Raw genomic sequence first — 19,393 nt, forward strand, 5'->3', positions numbered from 1 at the left:
TCTGATCTGGAGTAATACATCTATTAAAACCCTACAATCTTGAACCTAAAATGAACAGGTTTCAAGGAGGGGGAAGTAATTATGCATAATCAATTCGTCTATACAAGGCAAAAACTGGTTAAGAAGTGCCTATTTTTCGTCTAAATATGACTCTATTCACCTAAACTGGTTCAATTTCTTTTAGGTGACGCTGTGCAGAAAGCTTTGCAGCCACACTACCAAGCAGAGTTCCGACGATCAAAAGCAGTAAAGATTCATCCCAACTCAGGCCAATTAAACGGAAGTGGCTGTCGTATAGCTGAGCCAAATCATCCACCGCGCTGTTCAGCAATACGGTAATCAATGCCGTCATTACCCAAGCGCTAATCGAACCTAAAACGCCAAACCACATCCCAGCATAAAGGTATGGTCGAAGAATGTAGCTGTCGGTCGCACCAATCAGCTTCATGGTTTGAATCTCTTCTTTATGCGCCAACACATTAAATCGTAGTGTATTGCCGATAATCAGAAATACCGCGCCCAGCATCAATACCGTTAAGGTAATCACGATGACAGCCGCTAATGCTTTGATCGCATCTAATCGCGCTAACCAATCTTCGTCTAGGCGAACATCGGTCACTAATTCTTGTTGTTTAACTGTGCCTGCCAGCTCTTTAATTAAGGTATCGCTGTGCACGCTTGGCGTAATCACCAGCACACCTGGCAGTGAATAATCGTCGAGAATGGTTAGGGCGTCTTCAAAACCAGAATACTGGCTGAGGTCTGCAAGCCCTTGCTGCGGAGAAATGTACTCCACGAGCTCAACTTGATCCCAACTTTCGATTTCATCCTTAAGCACCATTACTCGTGGCTCAGGAATACCATCCTCTACATAAGCACTTATTTGTGACGGGCTAGTGACATCTTGCGCCACTTCCCCTACATTTTTACCTAATAGGTACAAACAAGCTGGCATCGCCAACGCCATAGAGATCACCGCAAGGGTCAGTAAGTTGCCTAACGGGCGCTGCCACATTTGCGAGAACGATGACTTGGCTTGTTTCCAGTGAACAACAAAGAAGCCGTCGCTTGAAGCACGGTTTGCTGCTCGATTAGATTGAGGTTTTTTGATGCGCTTATTCGCGGCCATAGTCTTCAACCTCACTCAAAAATCCTTGGTTTAATTCAAGATGGCGGTACTGAGGGCGAGTGTTCACTAACCCGATATCGTGCGTCGCTAGGATGATCGTCACACCTGCGCGGTTGAATTCTTCAAATAATCGCAACACACGGTTAGATAATTCAGGGTCTAGATTACCGGTAGGCTCATCGGCTAAAAGCAGAGTTGGACGGTTAACCACGGCGCGAGCAATACCCACGCGTTGTTGTTCACCACCAGAAAGTTGGCTTGGCAAACAACGGGCTTTATCTAATAAACCGGTTTTATCCAACGCAGCACTGACTCGGCGTTTTATTTCGTTTTCAGAAATAGATTCAATACGCATAGGCAGAGCGACGTTATCGAAAATCGAACGGTCCATCAGCAGGCGATGGTCTTGAAAAACAATCCCAATATTACGGCGTAAGAAAGGAATGTCTTTGGCTGGGATACGAGTGATATCGTGATCGTTGAACCAGACACGTCCATCAGTTGGACGCTCTATCGCGCAGATCAACTTCAGCAAGGTACTTTTACCAGCCCCAGAGTGCCCACCCAAAAAAGCCATCTCTCCACGTTTCAGGTGAAAGTCCACTTTTTGGAGCGCTTGTCTTCCACCTCGGTAGGCTTTACTCACTTGCTGAAATTTGATCACCGAAAATTCCTCTTACGATCACTAATATCAAATTTTAAAACGGTAGCAGATTAAGGATAAACCACTTTGCTACTCGCGTTACTCTTCGCGGCTAAATAGTGCTTCAATGAAGTCTTTAGATTCAAATGGACGCAGGTCATCAATACCTTCACCCACACCAATGTAGCGGATTGGAATCTGGAACTGGTCAGCAATTGAGAAAATTACACCACCTTTCGCCGTACCATCTAGCTTAGTCAGTGTAATACCCGTAACTGGAGCCACTTCACTGAACAACTTCGCTTGGCTGATAGCGTTCTGACCTGTACCTGCATCGAGCGTTAGCATGATTTCGTGTGGCGCAGAGTCATCAATCTTCTTCATTACACGAACGATCTTGCGTAGCTCTTCCATCAGGTTGCTCTTGTTCTGCAAACGACCGGCTGTATCAGCAATCACAACATCAACACCACGAGCCTTCGCTGCTTCAATCGCATCGTAGATAACAGACGCACTGTCCGCACCAGTGTGTTGAGCGATAACTGGCACATCGTTACGCTGACCCCAAACCTGAAGCTGTTCAACGGCTGCAGCACGGAAGGTATCACCCGCTGCTAGCATCACTTTCTTGCCTTCATTTTGGAATTGTTTCGCCAGCTTACCGATCGTAGTTGTCTTACCTACACCGTTCACACCCACCATTAAGATAACGTAAGGTTTTTTAGTGGTATCAACAACCAGTGGCTGTTCCACTTGGCTTAAGATGTCTGCCATCTCTTCTTTGAGCAGACCATAAAGCGCTTCACCATCTTTTAGGTCATTGCGAGATGCTTTTTCTGTCAGGTTTTCAATGATCTTAACCGTGGTATTCATACCCACGTCAGCAATCAGAAGTTGCTCTTCTAGCTCTTCAAACAGGTCTTCATCGATTTGCTTGCCTTTGAACAGACCAAAGAAACCAGCACCGATGTTTGCTTTAGTGCGGCTTAGGCTGCGCTTAAGACGAGCAAAGAAGCTTTCTGTCGGCTTCTCTTGTACTTCTTCAACCTTAGCTTGAGGAACTGCCACTTCTTCCTGTTCTGCTTCTGCTTCTGCTTCTGCTTCTGCTTCTGCTTCTGCTGCGACAGGTTGCTGCTCTTGTTGAGCTTCTTCAAGCGCTTGCTCAGATTCAGTTGGCTTAACTTGTTCAGCTTCAGGCGCGACCTGTTCAGCCTCAACTTGTGATTCAACTTCAGTTTGATCTTCAACGCTTTCTACGTTCGCTTCATTCTGAGTTTTTGGGCTTTGTTCTTCTTCACCAAAACCAAGCCACGATAATAATCCGCGCTTCTTTTTTTCCGTCATCAGAGGAGTTTCCTAGATCTACTAATTAGCTGTATTGACTTAATACACGTCGACTCTTTGCTATTGTTATACAATACAAGCTTGTACAAACGAATAGTAAAGAAAAATGACAAAGCAGTGATAAGTTTGCTTTTAGCTTGATACACTTTGTCATTGCAAATTTATTTAATACACGAACCCACTTAAATTGGGCTCGGTATAGTATCACTTTATTAGCGGTCAAAAAATCTATGGTAAGACGTCGCCAGCAAAACACATCACAAAAAAAGCCATCCGGAGGCTTTGTTCGAATTATTAGTGGCTCATGGAGAGGTAGAAAGCTGCCTGTTCATGATTTAGAAGGATTACGCCCAACCATTGACCGAGTAAAAGAAACACTCTTTAACTGGGTGGCTCAAGATATCCCACATTCAACTTGCTTGGATGTATTTGCCGGTTCTGGCGGTCTAGGTTTTGAAGCAGCTTCTCGCCAAGCCAAAATGGTGACACTGCTCGAAATGAATCAAAAGGCGGCTAAACAGCTTTCTGATAACGCGAAAGAGCTCAAGGCAGACAACATTAATGTCGTGAATACTGATGCTATCTCTTTCCTTAAGAAACCGGGCACGCCTTACGATATGGTTTTCCTTGATCCACCATTTCGTCAAGGCTTACTGGCAGAAACAGTACAACTGCTTGAGAGTAACGGTTGGCTTGCAGACAATGCCATCATTTACGTCGAGACAGAGAAAGAACTGAAACTCGAAGCTATGCCAGAGAACTGGGAATTGCATCGCGACAAGACCACCGGACAGTCAAGCTACCGACTGTTCAATCGAATCACTGAAGAATAGGAGTTATTGAATGAAGTTCTTGCTTCCACTAGCAAAAACAGCCATCGCCTTTGTTTGGTTTATCTTAATCGTAAATATTTTCTACCCGTTTCCGGGTAATGCTGCGATTGCGCTTTATATCATGACCGCATTCTTGTTCTTCATGCACGGCCTGCAGATGCTGATTTTCATCGGTGCATTCGGCGATAAGATCGAGATGTCACGTTGGGAGAAATGGTCAATATTGATTTTCGGAGTCTTTGCCCTACTCGATATCCGTCGTAAGCACATGATGTAATCGAAATAAAAACCGAAGAAACAGATACAAAAACGCCGCTCAGTAGAGCGGCGTTTTTTTATTGAGTAATGGTAGCAACACTAGCCCATGTAGCCCTTCACGCCATCCAAGAACATTTGAGTCGATAGCATCACAAGTAACAAGCCCATCAAGCGCTCGATGGCTTTAAGCCCTCTCTCACCTAGTACTCGTAGGAAGAAGCCATTAAACATCAGAATGAAGAAGGTAGCGCCCCAAGCCAGCATCACAGCCGCTGAAAGCTCTAACATGTTGTCTGGATGCTGGGTCGACAGCAGAATCAGTGCAGCAATCACTGACGGACCTGCAATCATAGGAATCGCCATCGGCACAATAAACGGCTCTTCACCCGCCGCAAGGCCAGTAATGCTGCCTGCGCTTGGGAAAATCATCTTAATCGCGATAATAAACAGAATAATACCGCCAGAGATACTCAAGGTTTCAGGCTGCACGTGCAGGAAGTTCATGATGCTTTGACCCGCAAATAAGAACAGCAGCAAGATAACCAGTGCGAACATCAGCTCACGAATCAGAACAATACGGCGACGCTTCGGGTCAATATGCTTAAGGATAGAGAGCACGATTGGCAAGTTGCCAAGCGGGTCCATGATAAGAAACAGCATGGTTGCTGCAGATAAGATTTCCATAAGTTTGTCTCGAAAAGCGTAAGTGCGCGGAGTATAGCAGCCTCAACATTGATTTTCGAACGCAGTGATAAGCGGGTTAACTGATGCTTTTAAAAGGGGATGTTATAAGAAGGCAAATTAGCGAAAGCAGATTGAAAGGTAATGAAAAGAGTGGAGCCGAAACATGCACCCACTCTTTATTCACGAATAAAACAAGCCACTAAGAATTAGTGATTACACACACGTTCGCGGTTAGTGCAAAGCTTATCATCGACAACGACAACCTTTTCCATCTTCAAGAAAAACTTCAACAGGCTATCTAAATCCAGACCATTGAGCTTACAAGTATGGAAGCGAGCTTCTTCGCCATAGGTTTGAGCAAGCGCTAATGTTAGCTCTTCGCGAGTCAGTGGCTTTTCACTAAGCAGGTTTAAAACGTTGTGTGCGTGAATTTCAGTCGTCATAACTCAATCTCATGTTTAATGAATTACACGTAGAGTACCGAGTTTTAGCAACGCCGTTTTGATGTAGCTCAGGCTTGAGAGAGCTCTACCCTAAATAGTAATCGATGCGACGATGAATGCGTGTGCGAGAAAGTAACTGCCCGTTACCCAAAAGTAAGCGCCCTTGATTGGGCTGCGGTAACTGTTTAGCGCATAAGCTAAGGCCGAAAGGAGCAGCACGCTACAGCCAGCAAAACCGACCGCGTGTGATAACTGAGGATCCAGCAGCCAAACCTCACCAGAAGCCCATGCTAACTGAATAAGCACAATGCCCATGATGACCACGGGAAAAACGAGTTTGTCTAAGCGTGGCAGCAGTAAAAAGAAAGCAACAACGCAAGCTGCCAATAACAGCGCGAACAACCACCAAACCATTTCACCTGATAGCTGTAACCAAAAAGCTTTGCTGTAACAGAGTTGAGCCAATAAGAAGCAGACAAAATGCAGAGGGCGTTTTTGAGTGAGAGTATGAAGCACATCTGCGATCGCAGAGATAGCCAACCCCGCAACTATCCAATAGGTAAAGTCAGCCACAACCGACTGAGTTAAAGCAATTGTCGCTAATAATACAAAGGTAAATACCTTATACGATAAGGCCTGACCGATATGTCCATGTTTCGTTCCTGCTATTGCTCCGATACCAGATAAGGAAACCGCTAACCAACTCCACATACCACTTGCCCTATTGCTTTAAATCGTCGCCAGTCTAGGCACACGAGTGTTGATGTAAAGCCTCAGCCCCTCAAAATTGGATCTTGATTACGCTTCCACTAAAAAGAGTCTCTTTAGATTGAAGTCGTAACAATTACCACCATGACAATGGCCATTCGTTTAAAACTAGAACGAATCATCATAAAACCCATTCAAACTGGCATTAGAGTCGCCATACTTGAATTTTGGCCAATTCTAACCTATCGACCCCACCAAAACCGGCCTAATTCCGTAAAATACCACACTTAAAAAATTAAAATAACCACATTTAAAGTAAATAATAACAATAACTTAAATAAACAAACTCAAGATTAATAGGAAAATAAAAACGCCAACCAAGCCTAGACTTGTAAAGTAGCCAGTTTTCTTTTTTAACGCCCAGTTTTGTCAGGTTATTTCAAGCCTCCGGTAAAAATCGCCACAAAAACCAAGCCGAAAACTTAAAAAACCAACCAAAACCAACCTAGCCACCACCAACCTCTATTAATACAGTTTAACAACCTTTAACAATATAAATTACACAAAACAACCATTACAAAACAACAAGTTAAATCAAATTAGAACAAACATAAATCACAACGAACAAATTAAGAACACACCATAAAACACAGTTAAACACTGCCAAACAAGCCAAAAACTCATAGTTTTCTACTACTTTTAAAGCTTTCGAAAGTAATTCTTGATCTAAGGCCATAAGTAGTGCTATTCTTTAAAACATAGCGAGAGACAACCAAATTTAGGAGTAGTGTTATGATTTCATCTTCGCAAAGACAAGGACTTGTAATGATCGCGGTAGTTGTAGGTCTAATGACACTACCGATGATGTACTAAGCAAGTTACAGATAAAAAAAGGGACGCCATGAGCGTCCCTTTTTTTGTTCAATTTTTTCACTTCGAAAACAGATGCAGTGTTAGCACATCCCAGTTCGCATAATAGAAACCTGCGGCAGCTAAAGTCATTGCCATCATCAGTAAGATCGCAACTCGCCAGATAAAACGACCACTACGTGGAGTCAGCTCCTTCTCACAGTCGTTACACATCATGATGAACTTATGTTGGTCTTCCAACTTAGCCTCATGTTCATTGACTACCTTATTACGACACGTTGCGATATAGCGCAGCTTGCTCACCATATCGTGCGGTAGCCTTTCTTCACAGCTTGTTACAAGCTCATGCAATCCTTCGCCTTCGGCATGATATTGAAGCCTCAATAATTTCTCTATATTGCGAGTTCTTGTCACCACTTTTTCAATATCGGTCATCTTAGCCCTCCCACTCCACACTATAATTCTAGTCGAGCATTTCCCTATTCTTATACAAAATCACTGTTATTTACGAGAGAAAGAGACAATAAATAACAATGCTTTATCCCAAACTGACCATTAAATGTGATGTCTGCCGAAAAATAATCAGCTTGGCTTACAACAGTTCACGAATAACGGCTTTAAACACATATCCCTATTGCCTGAAAGACTAGAATAACCATCACGACTACATGGAGGTTATATGCCTAATTCACTCTTTTTTGCCATCTTTGCTCTCGCTGCTCTAGCGGCTTGGGTATTTATTGGTTTCTATCGAAAACACTCGCAAGGTGAAAATGCGCCAGAGAAGAAAGTGAATGTCACGGTGTTAGACAAACAATCGATCGACCTTCCTGACGCAGAACCGGGCCAAGAAGATCAAGAGTACTGGATTTACGTTCAACGTGGTGTGGTTGGTCCGAAGCGAGAATTCCAAGTCGGCATCCACTATTTCCACGCCCTTAACCCTGGCGACAAAGGAACCTTAACCTACCAAGGCGATAAGTTCTTACACTTTGCGTTGAAGCGCTAAACGTCAGCCGCTTCAACTGTCGTCCCTAAGCAATCCATCAGAAAGCCTTAGCAATCACCGCTAAGGCAATAACCAACGCGTTTTCTCTGACTTAGACACCAACCAGCTCATCCATAATGCGCCAGCTCCGCTGATCACAATCCATAATGGAATAACCCATGCCGGATGTCCTTGGTACCAACCAAACTCTTTCATCGGCCACAAGAAAATCGGGTGCAGCAGGTAAATACCTAAGCTGTGCTTACTGATAAAGCCAACCACTTGGTTACTCTTCTCAGACAGGCCTTCACCATAGTAACGGCATACCATGAACACCATGCTCGCGGCTAATACGGTATTCAACGTTTTGTAAGATAGCCAGCGCCCTACCGTGTACTCTTCTGCTACCAAGCTTGCATCAACCACCATGTAAACCGTGGTTAGTAACGCTAGCCCACCCAGTAACACACTCACGCCAACGGTCATCTTGTTAAGTGGCACAATCTTATACAGCAAGTAACCCAATGGTAAGTAACCGGTGTACAACCACAATTCGTGACTCCAAGGGCCATCGATTTTCAGTAAGAACAGCAATGCTGTGAACAACCATACCGCCGTAAAGGCATAGACCGATCTATCACCGTACTTTCTAACCATGATCTGCAAGAACGGAATCACAAAATAGAGTGGGATGAAGTAATAGAAGAAACCAAGGTGGTAATAGGTGTAATGATGGTAGCTATTAAGCAACACGTCCCAACTGACGTCGGCATCAAAGCCCATTGCCGACCAGCCCGACAGATAGGTATAGAAAAGCGACCAGACAATGAAAGGTATCAGTACCTTGCCCAAACGACGCTTGAGGTAGTATTTGGCGTCAAACGGGCGCTGATCACTGAGCATCAGTGCGCCAGTAATCAAAATGAACACAGGTACTGCCCAGCGGCTGAAACCGTTTACCGTAATGGCAGTAAGCCATTCACCGAAAGGAATAGTGCCCAACTCATTGCGATAAGGCGCCAAAACATGAATCGCGATAACCGCTACGGCCGCGACACATCGTGCTAAATCAAAAAAGAGAATTCGCTGCTTCATGTAAATGCCTGATTAATATTCAATCATTCTACTATAGCAATAAAAAAGCTGACCGGAATAAATACCAAGTCAGCTTAGTGTTAAAGGAGATACTTATCGCGAATTTAGCTCATACGACTCTAGCTTCTGCGACTTGAGCTCTCACAAATGAGGCTCATGTGGCTGAAGCTTATGCCGCTGAAATTTGCGGCACTTTCGGTAAACGCAGAGAGATCACCGTCGTTATCGCCAAGAATGCGAAGGAAACCCACAGACACGCAGACAAACCTGCCATTTGGAATACCAAGCCCGACAATATCGTGCCAATCAAACGGCCCATCGCGTTTGCCATGTAGTAGAAACCGACATCAAGAGAAACGCCATCGCCTTTCGCATAACTCACAATCAAATATGAGTGAAGTGATGAGTTCACCGCAAAGATGACACCAAACACCATCAAGCCACCGATAATAACTAACTCGGGTTGCCAGCCAATCTGTACCGCATAAGCGATAGCAGCGGTCACTATAGCCAGCGCACCAGCCCATAACAGCGCGGCATGGCCATCTGGCACCTTACCTTGAGCTTTACCAGTAATCTTCGGCGCTATGCCCTGTACAAAGCCATAAGCGATAGTCCAAGCAGCTAAGAAACCGCCAACCCATGAGTGATCCCAACCAAACACACTGCCTAGGTAAATCGGCAAAGCAATCACAAACCACACATCACGAGCGCCAAACAGGAACATACGTGCTGCGGATAGGATGTTGATGGATTCAGACTTAGAGAAGATCTGTTTGAACTTAGGCTTGGTTTTCGCTTTGCCCATGTCCGCTTCTAAGCTCAACACACTGCCAACGAAGACCAATGCCAACACGGCTGCCATCGCGAGCACGGCGTATTGGAAGCCAATCGTTGAAAGCAGTAAACCACCAATAAAGAAGCCTGCCCCTTTAAGCGCATTCTTAGATCCGGTCAGAATCGCAATCCACTTATAAAGCGCGCCTTGTTGTTCATCAGGAACCAGAGTCTTAATTGAGCTCTTGGCACTCATCTTATTGAGGTCTTTAGCGATACCAGACAAGGCTTGCGCCGCCATGACCCAAGGAATGGTCAGCATTGCCGTTGGCACCGCGAGCATACCCAAGGCGACGACTTGCATGCCTAACCCAATGTTCATGGTCTTATTGAGGCCAAGACGCGCCCCTAACCAGCCACCGATTAGGTTAGTCACCACACCAAAGAATTCATAGAAAAGGAACAGTGAGGCGATTTCTAACGAACTGTAGCCAAGGTCGTAAAAATACAGAACCACCAACATGCGAAGTGCACCATCAGTAATGGTGAAGTTCCAGTAGTTAAAAGTCACCAACATGTATTGGCGAACGCTCTTACTTAGATTTGAAAACATAACGCTATCTCTGCAATCTAAACAAAAAGAGCTTTTGGATCATGATAAGTTCAACACTCCAGATACCAAAAGCTCCCTGTCTAACACTGATGACTATTAGCTATTCGCTACGCCATTAATGTATTCAACCTGGATAGGTTTAGTGAAGGCACCTGGACGCAGTGCCTGCACCTCTTGAACTACCTTGCTCAAATCCCAGCCTTTTTCTAACAGTAGGTGAGCTGCGAACAAACCAGTGCGACCAGAGCCGCCCATACAATGCATTGCAACCTTGCCGCCGTTATCGACGATGTTATGTAGCTCAGGGCTAGCTGCTTGCCACTTCGCAGCAAAACCAGCACCCGGTGCACAGTCGTCTTCAATTTCGATCTGGAACCATTGCATACCTAACGCACGTGTTTTTTCACCAAGTGCCGCCACGTCTTTGCTTGCAAGCTCATGGTCATCAAGTGCTGTCACGATAGCTTCAACGCCTTGCTCTTTTAGCTGAGCCAGTGATGCATCAAGCGTTGCTTCTTTTGTGCCTGGGCACGGAGTAAGCACTAGCGCACCTTGCTCTAGGTCTAGTTGCCATGTTGGATGTATCATTATATCTTCTCCAGATTCTTATTAAGCAAGGCCAACGGTACGAACAAGCTCAGCGGTACGTGTTGCGTAACCCATCTCATTGTCGTACCAAGCGTAGATCTTAACCATGCGCTTACCGACCAACATCGTTGATAGTGCATCCACGATTGTTGAGCGTTGGTCGCCTTTGTAATCGATAGAAACCAGTGGACGCTCTTCAAAGCCAAGAATACCTTTTAGTTCATTCTGAGACGCTTCTTTCAGCATCGCGTTAACTTCTTCTGCCGTGGTGTCTTGCTTCACTTCGAAGATGATGTCTGTCAGAGAAGCGTTCGCTAGCGGTACACGAACTGCGTGGCCGTTGATGCGGTTTTCTAGCTCAGGGAAGATCTCAACAATCGCTTTGGCGCTGCCCGTCGTTGTTGGGATAAGACTCATGCCACATGCACGTGCGCGGCGTAAGTCTTTGTGCGGCGCATCAAGAATAGTTTGCGTGTTAGTTAAATCGTGAATAGTGGTGAAGGCTGCGTTCTCGATACCAAGCTTCTCGTTGATCACCTTAACCACTGGCGCGATACAGTTCGTTGTACAAGACGCTGCCGTTACGATTTTGTGTACCGCAGGGTCGAAGATATTGTCATTCACACCAACAACGATGTTTGCGATGCCTTCTTCTTTCACTGGCGCCGATACCACAACACGTTTCACGCCCTGCTCTAGGTATTTGTTTAGGAAAGAGGTCTTACGGTGAACACCTGTCGCTTCGATAACCACATCACAACCAGACCAGTCGATCGCATCGATGTCGCGCTCTTGTGTGGTCTTGATGCGCTGGCGATTAATGATCATCTCATCGCCTTCTGCAGTTACTTCGTGGTGAAAGCGACCTTGAACTGAATCAAATTCTAGAAGGTGGGCCAGTGTTGTTGTGTCGCCAGCAACATCGTTAATTTGAACAAATTCTAGCTCATCCCAATCGAATGCTGCGCGAAGTGCTAGACGGCCGATACGACCAAAACCATTAATACCTACTTTGACTGTCATTTTCTGTTCTCTCAGTTAATTGCCTTCATATTTGAAGCCGCAGCGTTGTTGACTACGTTCACTTACCGGATCGCCGGCCGCCCTAATTACATAGAGCCACTATGCTCATAGGGATAAGTTCACTTGTCGCCTAGCTGCAACTACAACTATTTCGGCATTAAGTTTTAATGTATTTAAACGCAACATACTGGGCGTGAGTTCATCGACTCTAAGCGCTCAATATCTTGCTGGTATTCAGTTTTCAAACAGTTCGATGCAATAAGGTCGTCAATTAACTTTAGCATCCAACCTGGTAAATCTTGTGACAGGCGGTAAAACACCCACTGCCCCTGGCGAACATCAATCAAAACACCGTTTGAACGCAGCTGCGCAAGATGGCGTGAAACCTTTGGCTGACTTTCTTGCAATGCCTGAGTCAACTCACCAACCGATAAGCACTCATTGCGAACTATCAACATTAAGCAACGCACTCGCGTTTCATCGGACAGTAATTTAAAAAATTGGTGAGGAAGCATAAAAACATACTCATATATGGATATACACATATCTTAGATATAAAAAAACGCACGTCAAGGCGTGCGTTTCAATTGTCATAAAAGTTTAACGAAGAAATATCAGAGCTTGTTGGTCACGGTATGGCTCCAACGGCGCGCTTCAGTAAGCTCCGTTTTAACCTGATCCACGCTTAATCCTAAATCGGCGCAGTGCTCATCAATCTGTTGCCAATCGGCATGCTCAAAGCTCTCTTCAAGTGCGAGCAAGGTACCATATGGCCCTTCTCTACGTAATAGAGCAACCTTGATACTTTTACACAGCGGCAACTGCTCGACTAAGTTATCTAACGACAAGTCCAACAGAGCATCCAACAAGGAGAATAAGCCAATCATAAAGGCCTGTTCTCTATACCCTTCAAATGCCTGATAGCGAGACATACGCTGACAAAACTGAGCACGCTGTAGAGACAATCCATACAGCTCTTTAGGCTTTTTATCGGACACATAAGAGGCGACGGCTAACGAGACAAACATTTTCAGTTTCTCTTGACCTAGATATACCAAAGCCTGACGAAAAGAAGAGATGGTAACTTCAAGGCGCGGCGACATAGTATTCACAAAACGCAGCAGCTTATATGAGAGCGCCACATCTTTCGCGACAATGCTCTCCACCCGTTGAAAGTCCACATCGGGCTTACACACTTCTTGAAACAGCTCCATAGCAATCACTTGCTCAGGGCTAATGTATTTACTCTTGATGATTTCCGGTTTATTGAAAAAGTAACCTTGGAAAAACTTAAAGCCAGCCTCTTTGGCTTGCTGGAATTCTTGTTCGGTCTCAACGCGCTCCGCCAAAAAGCTAAACTTTTTCCCTTGATGCGCCCTAACCAAATCACACGCTTCATCCAAACCCATCTGCATAATATCGAGCTTTACGATATGCGTGTATTTAAGGAAACGTTCCCATTCTGGGGTCGAAGTAAAATCATCTAGGGCAATCATGTAACCCGCTTGGTAAAGGTCTTTAACCGCTTCCAACAATTCATCTGTTGGTTTACAGGTTTCCAGAATCTCTACCACCACCTTATCTTTCGGCAAACTTAAGGGCAGTCGACGAATCAAACTTTGATAAGGGAAGTTGATAAAGCAGCGTGAAGATGGAATAGAAGGGTTAAGACCAACAGACAAGAAGTTCTCAACAATCAGACGATACGTTGCTCGATTAGACTCAATATGCGCTGGGTACGCATTCTTTTCTCCATCGCGAAATAACAACTCATAGCCGAGTGTATTCCTCTTGCGATTTAAGATAGGTTGTCGAGCAACGTATGTAGCGGTCATTTCTTGATAACTCTGATTGGTTTAACTATAACTCAGTCGCTTAATCTAAGCTTTCGCGGCAGCTAGCAAAGCACCGCAGCCCATGAACATACCACCAAATATTTTATTTATCTTACCCATTATGCGATCAGAGCGAATAAAACGTCCCATTTGTGACGCTAATGAGGTGTAACCCAACATAACAACGCTATCAATGAATACTGTCGTCACACCTAGCACTAATAACTGAGGTGCTTGAGGTTGTGTAGGGTCAATAAACTGAGGAAACAAAGCCACCAAAAACACGATTGATTTCGGGTTAGTTAGGTTGATAAGCACAGCGTTTCTCAGCAGTTTGCCACTCGACAGAGTAGAGCTTTCTTCAGATGCTACTAGGCTCGAGCTATCACGCCACTTTTGAATACCTAACCAAAGTAAGTACACCACGCCGACCCACTTAATGATGGTGAACGCCAACGCAGACTTAGCAACGAGTGCACCGATACCCGCGCCCACCAGCATAATGTGAAACGCAAGACCAAGCTGTAAGCCAACAATTGATGCGAGTGACTTTTTAGTGCCATAGCTAAGCCCATTACTGATTGAGTTAACGGTACCCGAGCCCGGAGCCAAGCTAAACAAAATCGCTGTGACAACATAAGCAAGCCAAACATGAGTATCCATTTGCATTTCCTTACTAGTTCTTTAATCTAACAACATTAGTAGCAATAAAGCTCTCACACGCATCAGTTCAGGTAATTTCCCATGGAAAACCACAGCGAAGCCACCTTCCCTTACACTCAAGAACCTCAGTTCGATCATGCGATTAAACACCCGATCAACGCTCTTTGGCAACAAAGAAAAGAGGGGTTTTTAACATCGTCTGGTAAAAAGAAACTGTACTGGTGCAGCCTCACCTCAGAAAAGCACAGCAAAGCTATTGTGATTTCAAATGGCCGTATCGAATGCTGCCAAAAATACCAAGAAATCTTTTATGATTTTTATCAACAAGGCTATGACGTTTATTCATTTGACCACCAAGGTCAAGGCCAGTCTGAACGTATGGTAACAGACTCTGACATTGGTCACATTCATGAGTTTGATGATTATGAATCTGACATGTCTGACGTCATTGCCAGTTTTGATCTCAGTAAGTATTCCAATCGCTACCTGCTCGCACACTCAATGGGCAGCACCATAGCCACTCGCTACCTACAAACCCATCCAGACCACCCGTTTGATAAGGTGACTCTGTGCGCTCCGATGTTTGGTATCAATACCGAGTGGTACCTGAAACCTATCGCGATGATCGTTGGACAAGTGCTTACCGCTTTTTATGCCAAGCCAACTTACGCGCCGGGCCAGCAAGCATATTATTCGAAGCCTTTTGAAAACAACTTACTGAGCCACAGTAAGGTTCGCTATCAGTGGTTCCGCCGCTTATATGACGAGTCTCCATCTTTGCAGGTGGGTGGACCAAGCACGCGTTGGGTGTGGCAAGGGTTAATGGCCGCCAAGCAAGCAATTCAACAAACTCGTCAAATCAAGATCCCTCTGCTATTGATTCAAGCTGGGGATGAAAAGATTGTCAGTAACAGTGCTCAAGTAAAGTTCATCTCTAAGCTGAAGAAAACCAACTCTGATTGTCAGTTTAAGTTGATTGAGGGTTCTAGGCATGAGGTGTTGTTTGAGCAGGATGAATATCGCAATCAAACACTGGATGCGATCAATCAGTTTTTCGCCTAGAGCTAATAGGCTAAGCAACCTACCAAGAAAATAAGCGCTAAAGAGGAAGAGAAGTAAGTGAGCTTTGCCCTCTTTTCTTGCATGAATTTGGCATACAATTTCTACCTAGAGATATTGTAGTTAAAATGATTCTAGCGCTGGCTAGCGTCAATATTGGTTAAGCATTTTGCAATGAGGGTTAAATGAGTATTCCTGCACTAAAAGATTCCGTGAAAATTGTTGCTTCTGATTTAGATGGTACGCTTTTGGCTCCCAACCATCAGCTAAGCGACTTTACCAAGCTAACGCTTAAGAAATTACACGACCAAGGTTATACCTTCATCTTCGCTACGGGTCGTCACCACGTCGATGTGGCGGGTATTCGTCAGATAGCAGGTATTCCGGCGTACATGATCACTTCAAACGGTGCACGCGTGCATGACCAAAACGATCAACTGATGTATAGCCAGAACGTACCTCAGGAACTCGTTCAGCCAGTTATTGATATTGTGCGCCAAGATCCAAACCTCTTTATTCACATGTACCAGAATGAAGATTGGTTACTAGACCGTGAAGATGAAATGTTGGCTAAATTCCACAGTGAGTCTGGCTTTAGCTACAAGCGCTTTGAAGCTGAAAACGCACCAAGCGAAGGCATCGCGAAAGTCTTCTTCACACATCCAGAACAAGACCACGAATATCTCGTCACGTTTGAACAAAAGCTAAGAGATGCTTTTGGCGACAAACTGAACATCGCCTTCTCTACACCTTGGTGTCTGGAAGTGATGGCAGCTGAAGTCTCTAAAGGCCACGCTCTAGACGCTGTTGCAAAATCACTAAACCTGACTCTGGATAACTGTGTTGCCTTTGGTGATGGCATGAACGACGCTGAAATGCTGGCTATGGCGGGTAAAGGTCTAATCATGGGTACATCACATGAGAAAGTGATGAAAGCACTACCTGACAATGAAGTGATTGGCAGTAACGCAGACGATGCCGTTGCTCACTACCTAGAAAAGCATCTGCTCTAATCTCGCTCGTTGAACAGATCTGAATAAATAAAAAGGCAGCCAACTGGCTGCCTTTTTTGAACCTTACGTAAAAAGCTCTCTCTAACGCTATCGAGAACCTAACACTTCTTTGCTTAAGATTGCCTGCCACTCTTGTTCGGTAACCGGCATGATCGATAAGCGATTACCGCGTTTCACCAAGGGCATTTCGGAGAGTTCAGGCATGGCTTTAAGCGTAACCAAAGGAATCAAGCGCTCAGTCACTCGCACAAACTCGACATCCACCATGATCCAGCGTGGGTTATCGGGTGAAGACTTAGGATCGTAGTAATCACTCTCAGGGTCGAACTGAAAGTGGTCTGGGTAGGCTTCTCTGGTTACTTTAGCGATCCCCGCTACGCCAACTTTTTTACATGATGAGTGGTATATCATCACCAGATCGCCAAGCTTGACGTCATCACGCATCATGTTTCGAGCCTGATAGTTGCGTACACCCTCCCAACAAGAGGTTTTTTGTACTCTAAGAGTCTGAATAGAGAAGGTGTCGGGTTCTGTTTTAAATAACCAATATGCCATAATAAATCCAATTAACGGTTGCTCCGAGGAAGATATAACATGAAGGTAATGAAAAACCCAGTGACATGGCTAGTCGCGTTCGCTCTACAAGGCTGTGTTACGGCACCTGATACGCCGCAACAACCTGAACAGCCCCCAGCAAACTTGGATGAGCCACTGAGCATTCAACCGCAAACCTTCATCATGCGTGGTCAGGTGGTGGTTGGCCATGAAAGCCGAACCTTCACTCCTTGCGGTAGCCAACAACAATACTGGTTAGACTTATCTCCAGAGTTAGCGTTAGAAGCACAAGGGCTCTCAACGAGACCTTACCAAGCCTTATATGGCGAGCTGATTGGTCACCTAACCGTGCCGAGCCAAACGGGTTATAACGCAGATTTCACAGCGCGTTTCGTGGTTGACCAAGTGAACATCCTAACCGCAGAGAACCCAGATCGCTGCGTCCAACCGCTGCGCTCAACACGAGTATTTGGTAATGAACCCTTCTGGTCAGCAACCTTCGATAAAGACCAGCTGAAATACACCAAGATGGGCGAACAGCCACAGACCCTCGATATTGAATCAAGCCGCACCACATCGAGCAGCCGTGACTACCAATTAGAAGGTAAAGCTGCACAAGGCAAACTCAACCTTACGAAAGAGAGCTGTAGCGACGGCATGAGCGATTCTATCTATGGATGGCATGCCAAGCTTAACCTCAATGACAGTAACTATAATGGCTGTGCGACGGTCTCTAACCAAGATCCAACGCTGGACTGGAGCGGACTCTACTTCGCTAGCTCAACGCAAAACTCAGGGTTCTCTATCAACCTTGAACTCAACAATGACCACAGTGCTATCACGACTTATTCATACAGCAATGGAGACCCTTCTATTGTTGAACAAGGCTTCTGGCAGCAACTGAACCAAAATCAGGTACAAGTGGTTATGACTCGCCACCAGCAACAATATTTGATCTCCGAGCGCATCTTCACACTCGAGAATGGCAAGCTAATCGCTGAAAAAGAGAAAGTGGGCAACGTGGTGTATCCGATTGCCAATGGCGGTCTGGTGCTATTCGAAGCTAAGAGTGCGCAAGCACAAGTAAACACCACCACTAACGTTGATCTAACCGCAAAGCAGGTGAACTCCAGCGATCAACTTGATCCAAAAGTCGACCAAGCGATCCGCGAATACTTTAAGATCAACAACAGCTCACCTGACGACACTAAATACCGCTGGTTAACCTACGACCTCAACGGCGACGGTAAAGAAGAGCTGTTCGCCCAACTCGATTGGTGTGGTTCTGGTGGCTGTACACTGCTAATTTTCGAAAACCATCAAGATAACTGGCGCTTCAATAGCCGAGTGACACTGGTTAAGGGCGACATACGCTTAGGTAAATCGCAAAACCACGGCTGGCAGGATCTGATCTTCAATGTCAGTGGCGGCGGTGCAACACCGGCGAAACACACACTTTCATACTCTGGTGTCAGCTACCCGCTAAACCCAAGTGTCGCTCCAGTTGCAGATGATGCTGATATCAGCGACGTGGTTTTGTTTGCTGATGGTATCTCACCCGCACAAAGTGGAGTTAAGTTGTAAACATGAGTAACCAACAAGCTTGCCATGGTTGTAGCTTCACTCACCAATGTATTTGTCACCTGATACCTAGTGTCGCAAGCCAAATCGATCTTGTACTGCTCACTCATGAGAATGAACTGTCACGCGATACCAATACAGGGAAGCTGCTTCAGCAATCCCTTGATCAGTGTCAGTCCATTGTATGGCAAAGGAAAACACCACCAGCGGAGCTCATCGCACTGCTTGACGATGAAACACGACAACCGTTTCTTTTATTCCCAAGTGATCAAAGTGTCGAGTGCCAGCAAGCTGTAATGACCCAAGCCCAGAGCCGTAAGCCGCTATTCATCATCTTGGATGGCACATGGCAAGAAGCGAAGAAGATGCTTAACAAGAGCTCGTGGTTACAAGCCGTTCCGCAAGTTCACCTCGATATTACCAGCGAATCTTCATACACCTTGCGCCGCAACCAAGACAGTGGCCACTTGTGTACTTGTGAAGTGGGTATTGAGTTACTCAAATCTTTAGGTGAAAGTGAATCTGCCAAGCTCATTGATGACTACTACCAGCATTATCTAAAAGTGTTCCACGCCGACAAGTGTGGCCACGCCCTCAAATAGACCAAGCAGGCGCGCGGGAAGGTAAAAACACATTTCGGGACGAGACAGACACTAAAAACAAAAAGGGGGAGCCATAAGCTCACCCTTTT

22 protein-coding genes are annotated in these 19,393 nt (G+C 45.3%); 7 read left to right on the plus strand and 15 right to left on the minus strand.

What is annotated here, in order from left to right; translation table 11 throughout:
- Positions 1 to 160: 160 nt before the first annotated feature.
- From ftsX to ftsY, 3 genes are all read right to left on the minus strand, one after another.
- Positions 161 to 1,129: a permease-like cell division protein FtsX gene (gene ftsX / locus AB6E51_RS19805; RefSeq protein ID WP_017061038.1), complete on the minus strand. Its 969-nt coding sequence runs from the start codon at positions 1,127 to 1,129 to the stop codon at positions 161 to 163.
- Positions 1,116 to 1,793, minus strand: a complete 678-nt coding sequence (gene ftsE, locus AB6E51_RS19810; RefSeq protein WP_004736585.1) for a cell division ATP-binding protein FtsE — start codon at positions 1,791 to 1,793, stop codon at positions 1,116 to 1,118. Before ftsE ends, ftsX begins: the two co-directional genes overlap by 14 nt.
- 78 nt (positions 1,794 to 1,871) lie before the next feature.
- On the minus strand, positions 1,872 to 3,116 hold the full coding sequence (gene ftsY / locus AB6E51_RS19815) for a signal recognition particle-docking protein FtsY (RefSeq protein ID WP_372140067.1): 1,245 nt from the start codon (positions 3,114 to 3,116) through the stop codon (positions 1,872 to 1,874).
- 230 nt (positions 3,117 to 3,346) lie between these two features.
- Between ftsY and rsmD the strand changes: the two genes are divergently transcribed.
- Together rsmD and AB6E51_RS19825 are read left to right on the plus strand one after the other, a co-directional pair.
- Positions 3,347 to 3,949 (plus strand): 16S rRNA (guanine(966)-N(2))-methyltransferase RsmD, encoded by a 603-nt coding sequence (rsmD, locus tag AB6E51_RS19820; RefSeq protein WP_017066764.1) that lies wholly within the window; start codon positions 3,347 to 3,349, stop codon positions 3,947 to 3,949.
- Between the two features lie 10 nt (positions 3,950 to 3,959).
- Positions 3,960 to 4,226 carry a DUF1145 domain-containing protein gene (locus AB6E51_RS19825; RefSeq protein WP_372058908.1) on the plus strand — a complete coding sequence of 89 codons (267 nt, stop codon included), beginning with the start codon at positions 3,960 to 3,962 and terminating at the stop codon, positions 4,224 to 4,226.
- An 80-nt stretch (positions 4,227 to 4,306) separates the two neighbouring features.
- On the opposite strand, the gene AB6E51_RS19830 is transcribed toward AB6E51_RS19825, so the two are convergent.
- The 4 genes from AB6E51_RS19830 to AB6E51_RS19845 form a co-directional block, all read right to left on the minus strand.
- Positions 4,307 to 4,891, minus strand: coding sequence for a YhgN family NAAT transporter (locus AB6E51_RS19830; RefSeq protein WP_017061035.1), 585 nt, complete (start codon positions 4,889 to 4,891; stop codon positions 4,307 to 4,309).
- 206 nt (positions 4,892 to 5,097) lie between these two features.
- On the minus strand, positions 5,098 to 5,334 hold the full coding sequence (locus AB6E51_RS19835; RefSeq protein WP_017066763.1) for a YecH family metal-binding protein: 237 nt from the start codon (positions 5,332 to 5,334) through the stop codon (positions 5,098 to 5,100).
- Between the two features lie 90 nt (positions 5,335 to 5,424).
- Positions 5,425 to 6,045, minus strand: coding sequence for a lysoplasmalogenase (locus AB6E51_RS19840; protein ID WP_017061033.1), 621 nt, complete (start codon positions 6,043 to 6,045; stop codon positions 5,425 to 5,427).
- Between the two features lie 927 nt (positions 6,046 to 6,972).
- Positions 6,973 to 7,347, minus strand: a complete 375-nt coding sequence (locus tag AB6E51_RS19845) for a hypothetical protein (RefSeq protein ID WP_004736595.1) — start codon at positions 7,345 to 7,347, stop codon at positions 6,973 to 6,975.
- 244 nt (positions 7,348 to 7,591) lie between these two features.
- Here AB6E51_RS19845 and AB6E51_RS19850 point away from each other — a divergent pair, with 244 nt between their 5' ends.
- A complete protein-coding gene (locus AB6E51_RS19850; RefSeq protein WP_017061032.1) occupies positions 7,592 to 7,921 on the plus strand; it encodes a DUF2500 domain-containing protein in 330 nt (109 codons plus the stop codon).
- Positions 7,922 to 7,981: 60 nt separating this feature from the next.
- Here AB6E51_RS19850 and AB6E51_RS19855 read toward each other — a convergent pair whose 3' ends face one another.
- The 7 genes from AB6E51_RS19855 to rhtB form a co-directional block, all read right to left on the minus strand.
- Entirely contained in the window at positions 7,982 to 8,995 is a 1,014-nt protein-coding gene (locus AB6E51_RS19855; protein WP_372058910.1) for an acyltransferase, read from the minus strand.
- A gap of 169 nt (positions 8,996 to 9,164) precedes the next feature.
- A complete protein-coding gene (gene arsJ, locus AB6E51_RS19860; protein WP_029235838.1) occupies positions 9,165 to 10,385 on the minus strand; it encodes an organoarsenical effux MFS transporter ArsJ in 1,221 nt (406 codons plus the stop codon).
- A gap of 96 nt (positions 10,386 to 10,481) precedes the next feature.
- On the minus strand, positions 10,482 to 10,973 hold the full coding sequence (locus tag AB6E51_RS19865; RefSeq protein ID WP_017061028.1) for a cyclin-dependent kinase inhibitor 3 family protein: 492 nt from the start codon (positions 10,971 to 10,973) through the stop codon (positions 10,482 to 10,484).
- A 21-nt stretch (positions 10,974 to 10,994) separates the two neighbouring features.
- A complete protein-coding gene (locus tag AB6E51_RS19870; protein WP_136989529.1) occupies positions 10,995 to 11,996 on the minus strand; it encodes an ArsJ-associated glyceraldehyde-3-phosphate dehydrogenase in 1,002 nt (333 codons plus the stop codon).
- Between the two features lie 173 nt (positions 11,997 to 12,169).
- Complete coding sequence (locus AB6E51_RS19875; RefSeq protein ID WP_017063763.1) at positions 12,170 to 12,511, minus strand: metalloregulator ArsR/SmtB family transcription factor; 342 nt, start codon at positions 12,509 to 12,511, stop codon at positions 12,170 to 12,172.
- Between the two features lie 99 nt (positions 12,512 to 12,610).
- Entirely contained in the window at positions 12,611 to 13,831 is a 1,221-nt protein-coding gene (locus AB6E51_RS19880) for an EAL and HDOD domain-containing protein (RefSeq protein WP_017061025.1), read from the minus strand.
- Positions 13,832 to 13,876: 45 nt separating this feature from the next.
- The gene (rhtB, locus tag AB6E51_RS19885; protein WP_017061024.1) at positions 13,877 to 14,494 is read right to left on the minus strand and encodes a homoserine/homoserine lactone efflux protein; all 618 of its coding nucleotides are present in this window, start codon (positions 14,492 to 14,494) and stop codon (positions 13,877 to 13,879) included.
- Positions 14,495 to 14,575: 81 nt separating this feature from the next.
- On the opposite strand from rhtB, the gene AB6E51_RS19890 reads away from it, so the two are divergent.
- Positions 14,576 to 15,556 (plus strand): alpha/beta fold hydrolase, encoded by a 981-nt coding sequence (locus AB6E51_RS19890; RefSeq protein WP_017061023.1) that lies wholly within the window; start codon positions 14,576 to 14,578, stop codon positions 15,554 to 15,556.
- Positions 15,557 to 15,738: 182 nt separating this feature from the next.
- Positions 15,739 to 16,566 carry a Cof-type HAD-IIB family hydrolase gene (locus AB6E51_RS19895; protein WP_017061022.1) on the plus strand — a complete coding sequence of 276 codons (828 nt, stop codon included), beginning with the start codon at positions 15,739 to 15,741 and terminating at the stop codon, positions 16,564 to 16,566.
- A gap of 87 nt (positions 16,567 to 16,653) precedes the next feature.
- Here AB6E51_RS19895 and AB6E51_RS19900 read toward each other — a convergent pair whose 3' ends face one another.
- Positions 16,654 to 17,121 (minus strand): EVE domain-containing protein, encoded by a 468-nt coding sequence (locus AB6E51_RS19900; protein ID WP_017061021.1) that lies wholly within the window; start codon positions 17,119 to 17,121, stop codon positions 16,654 to 16,656.
- A 39-nt stretch (positions 17,122 to 17,160) separates the two neighbouring features.
- Between AB6E51_RS19900 and AB6E51_RS19905 the strand changes: the two genes are divergently transcribed.
- Together AB6E51_RS19905 and AB6E51_RS19910 are read left to right on the plus strand one after the other, a co-directional pair.
- Positions 17,161 to 18,705, plus strand: a complete 1,545-nt coding sequence (locus tag AB6E51_RS19905; RefSeq protein ID WP_102332796.1) for a COG3650 family protein — start codon at positions 17,161 to 17,163, stop codon at positions 18,703 to 18,705.
- A gap of 2 nt (positions 18,706 to 18,707) precedes the next feature.
- Positions 18,708 to 19,304 carry a tRNA-uridine aminocarboxypropyltransferase gene (locus AB6E51_RS19910; protein WP_017061019.1) on the plus strand — a complete coding sequence of 199 codons (597 nt, stop codon included), beginning with the start codon at positions 18,708 to 18,710 and terminating at the stop codon, positions 19,302 to 19,304.
- Positions 19,305 to 19,393 lie beyond the last annotated feature (89 nt).

It is taken from the genome of Vibrio sp. 10N.247.311.47 (assembly GCF_041467535.1).
Taxonomy (GTDB): domain Bacteria; phylum Pseudomonadota; class Gammaproteobacteria; order Enterobacterales; family Vibrionaceae; genus Vibrio; species Vibrio crassostreae_C.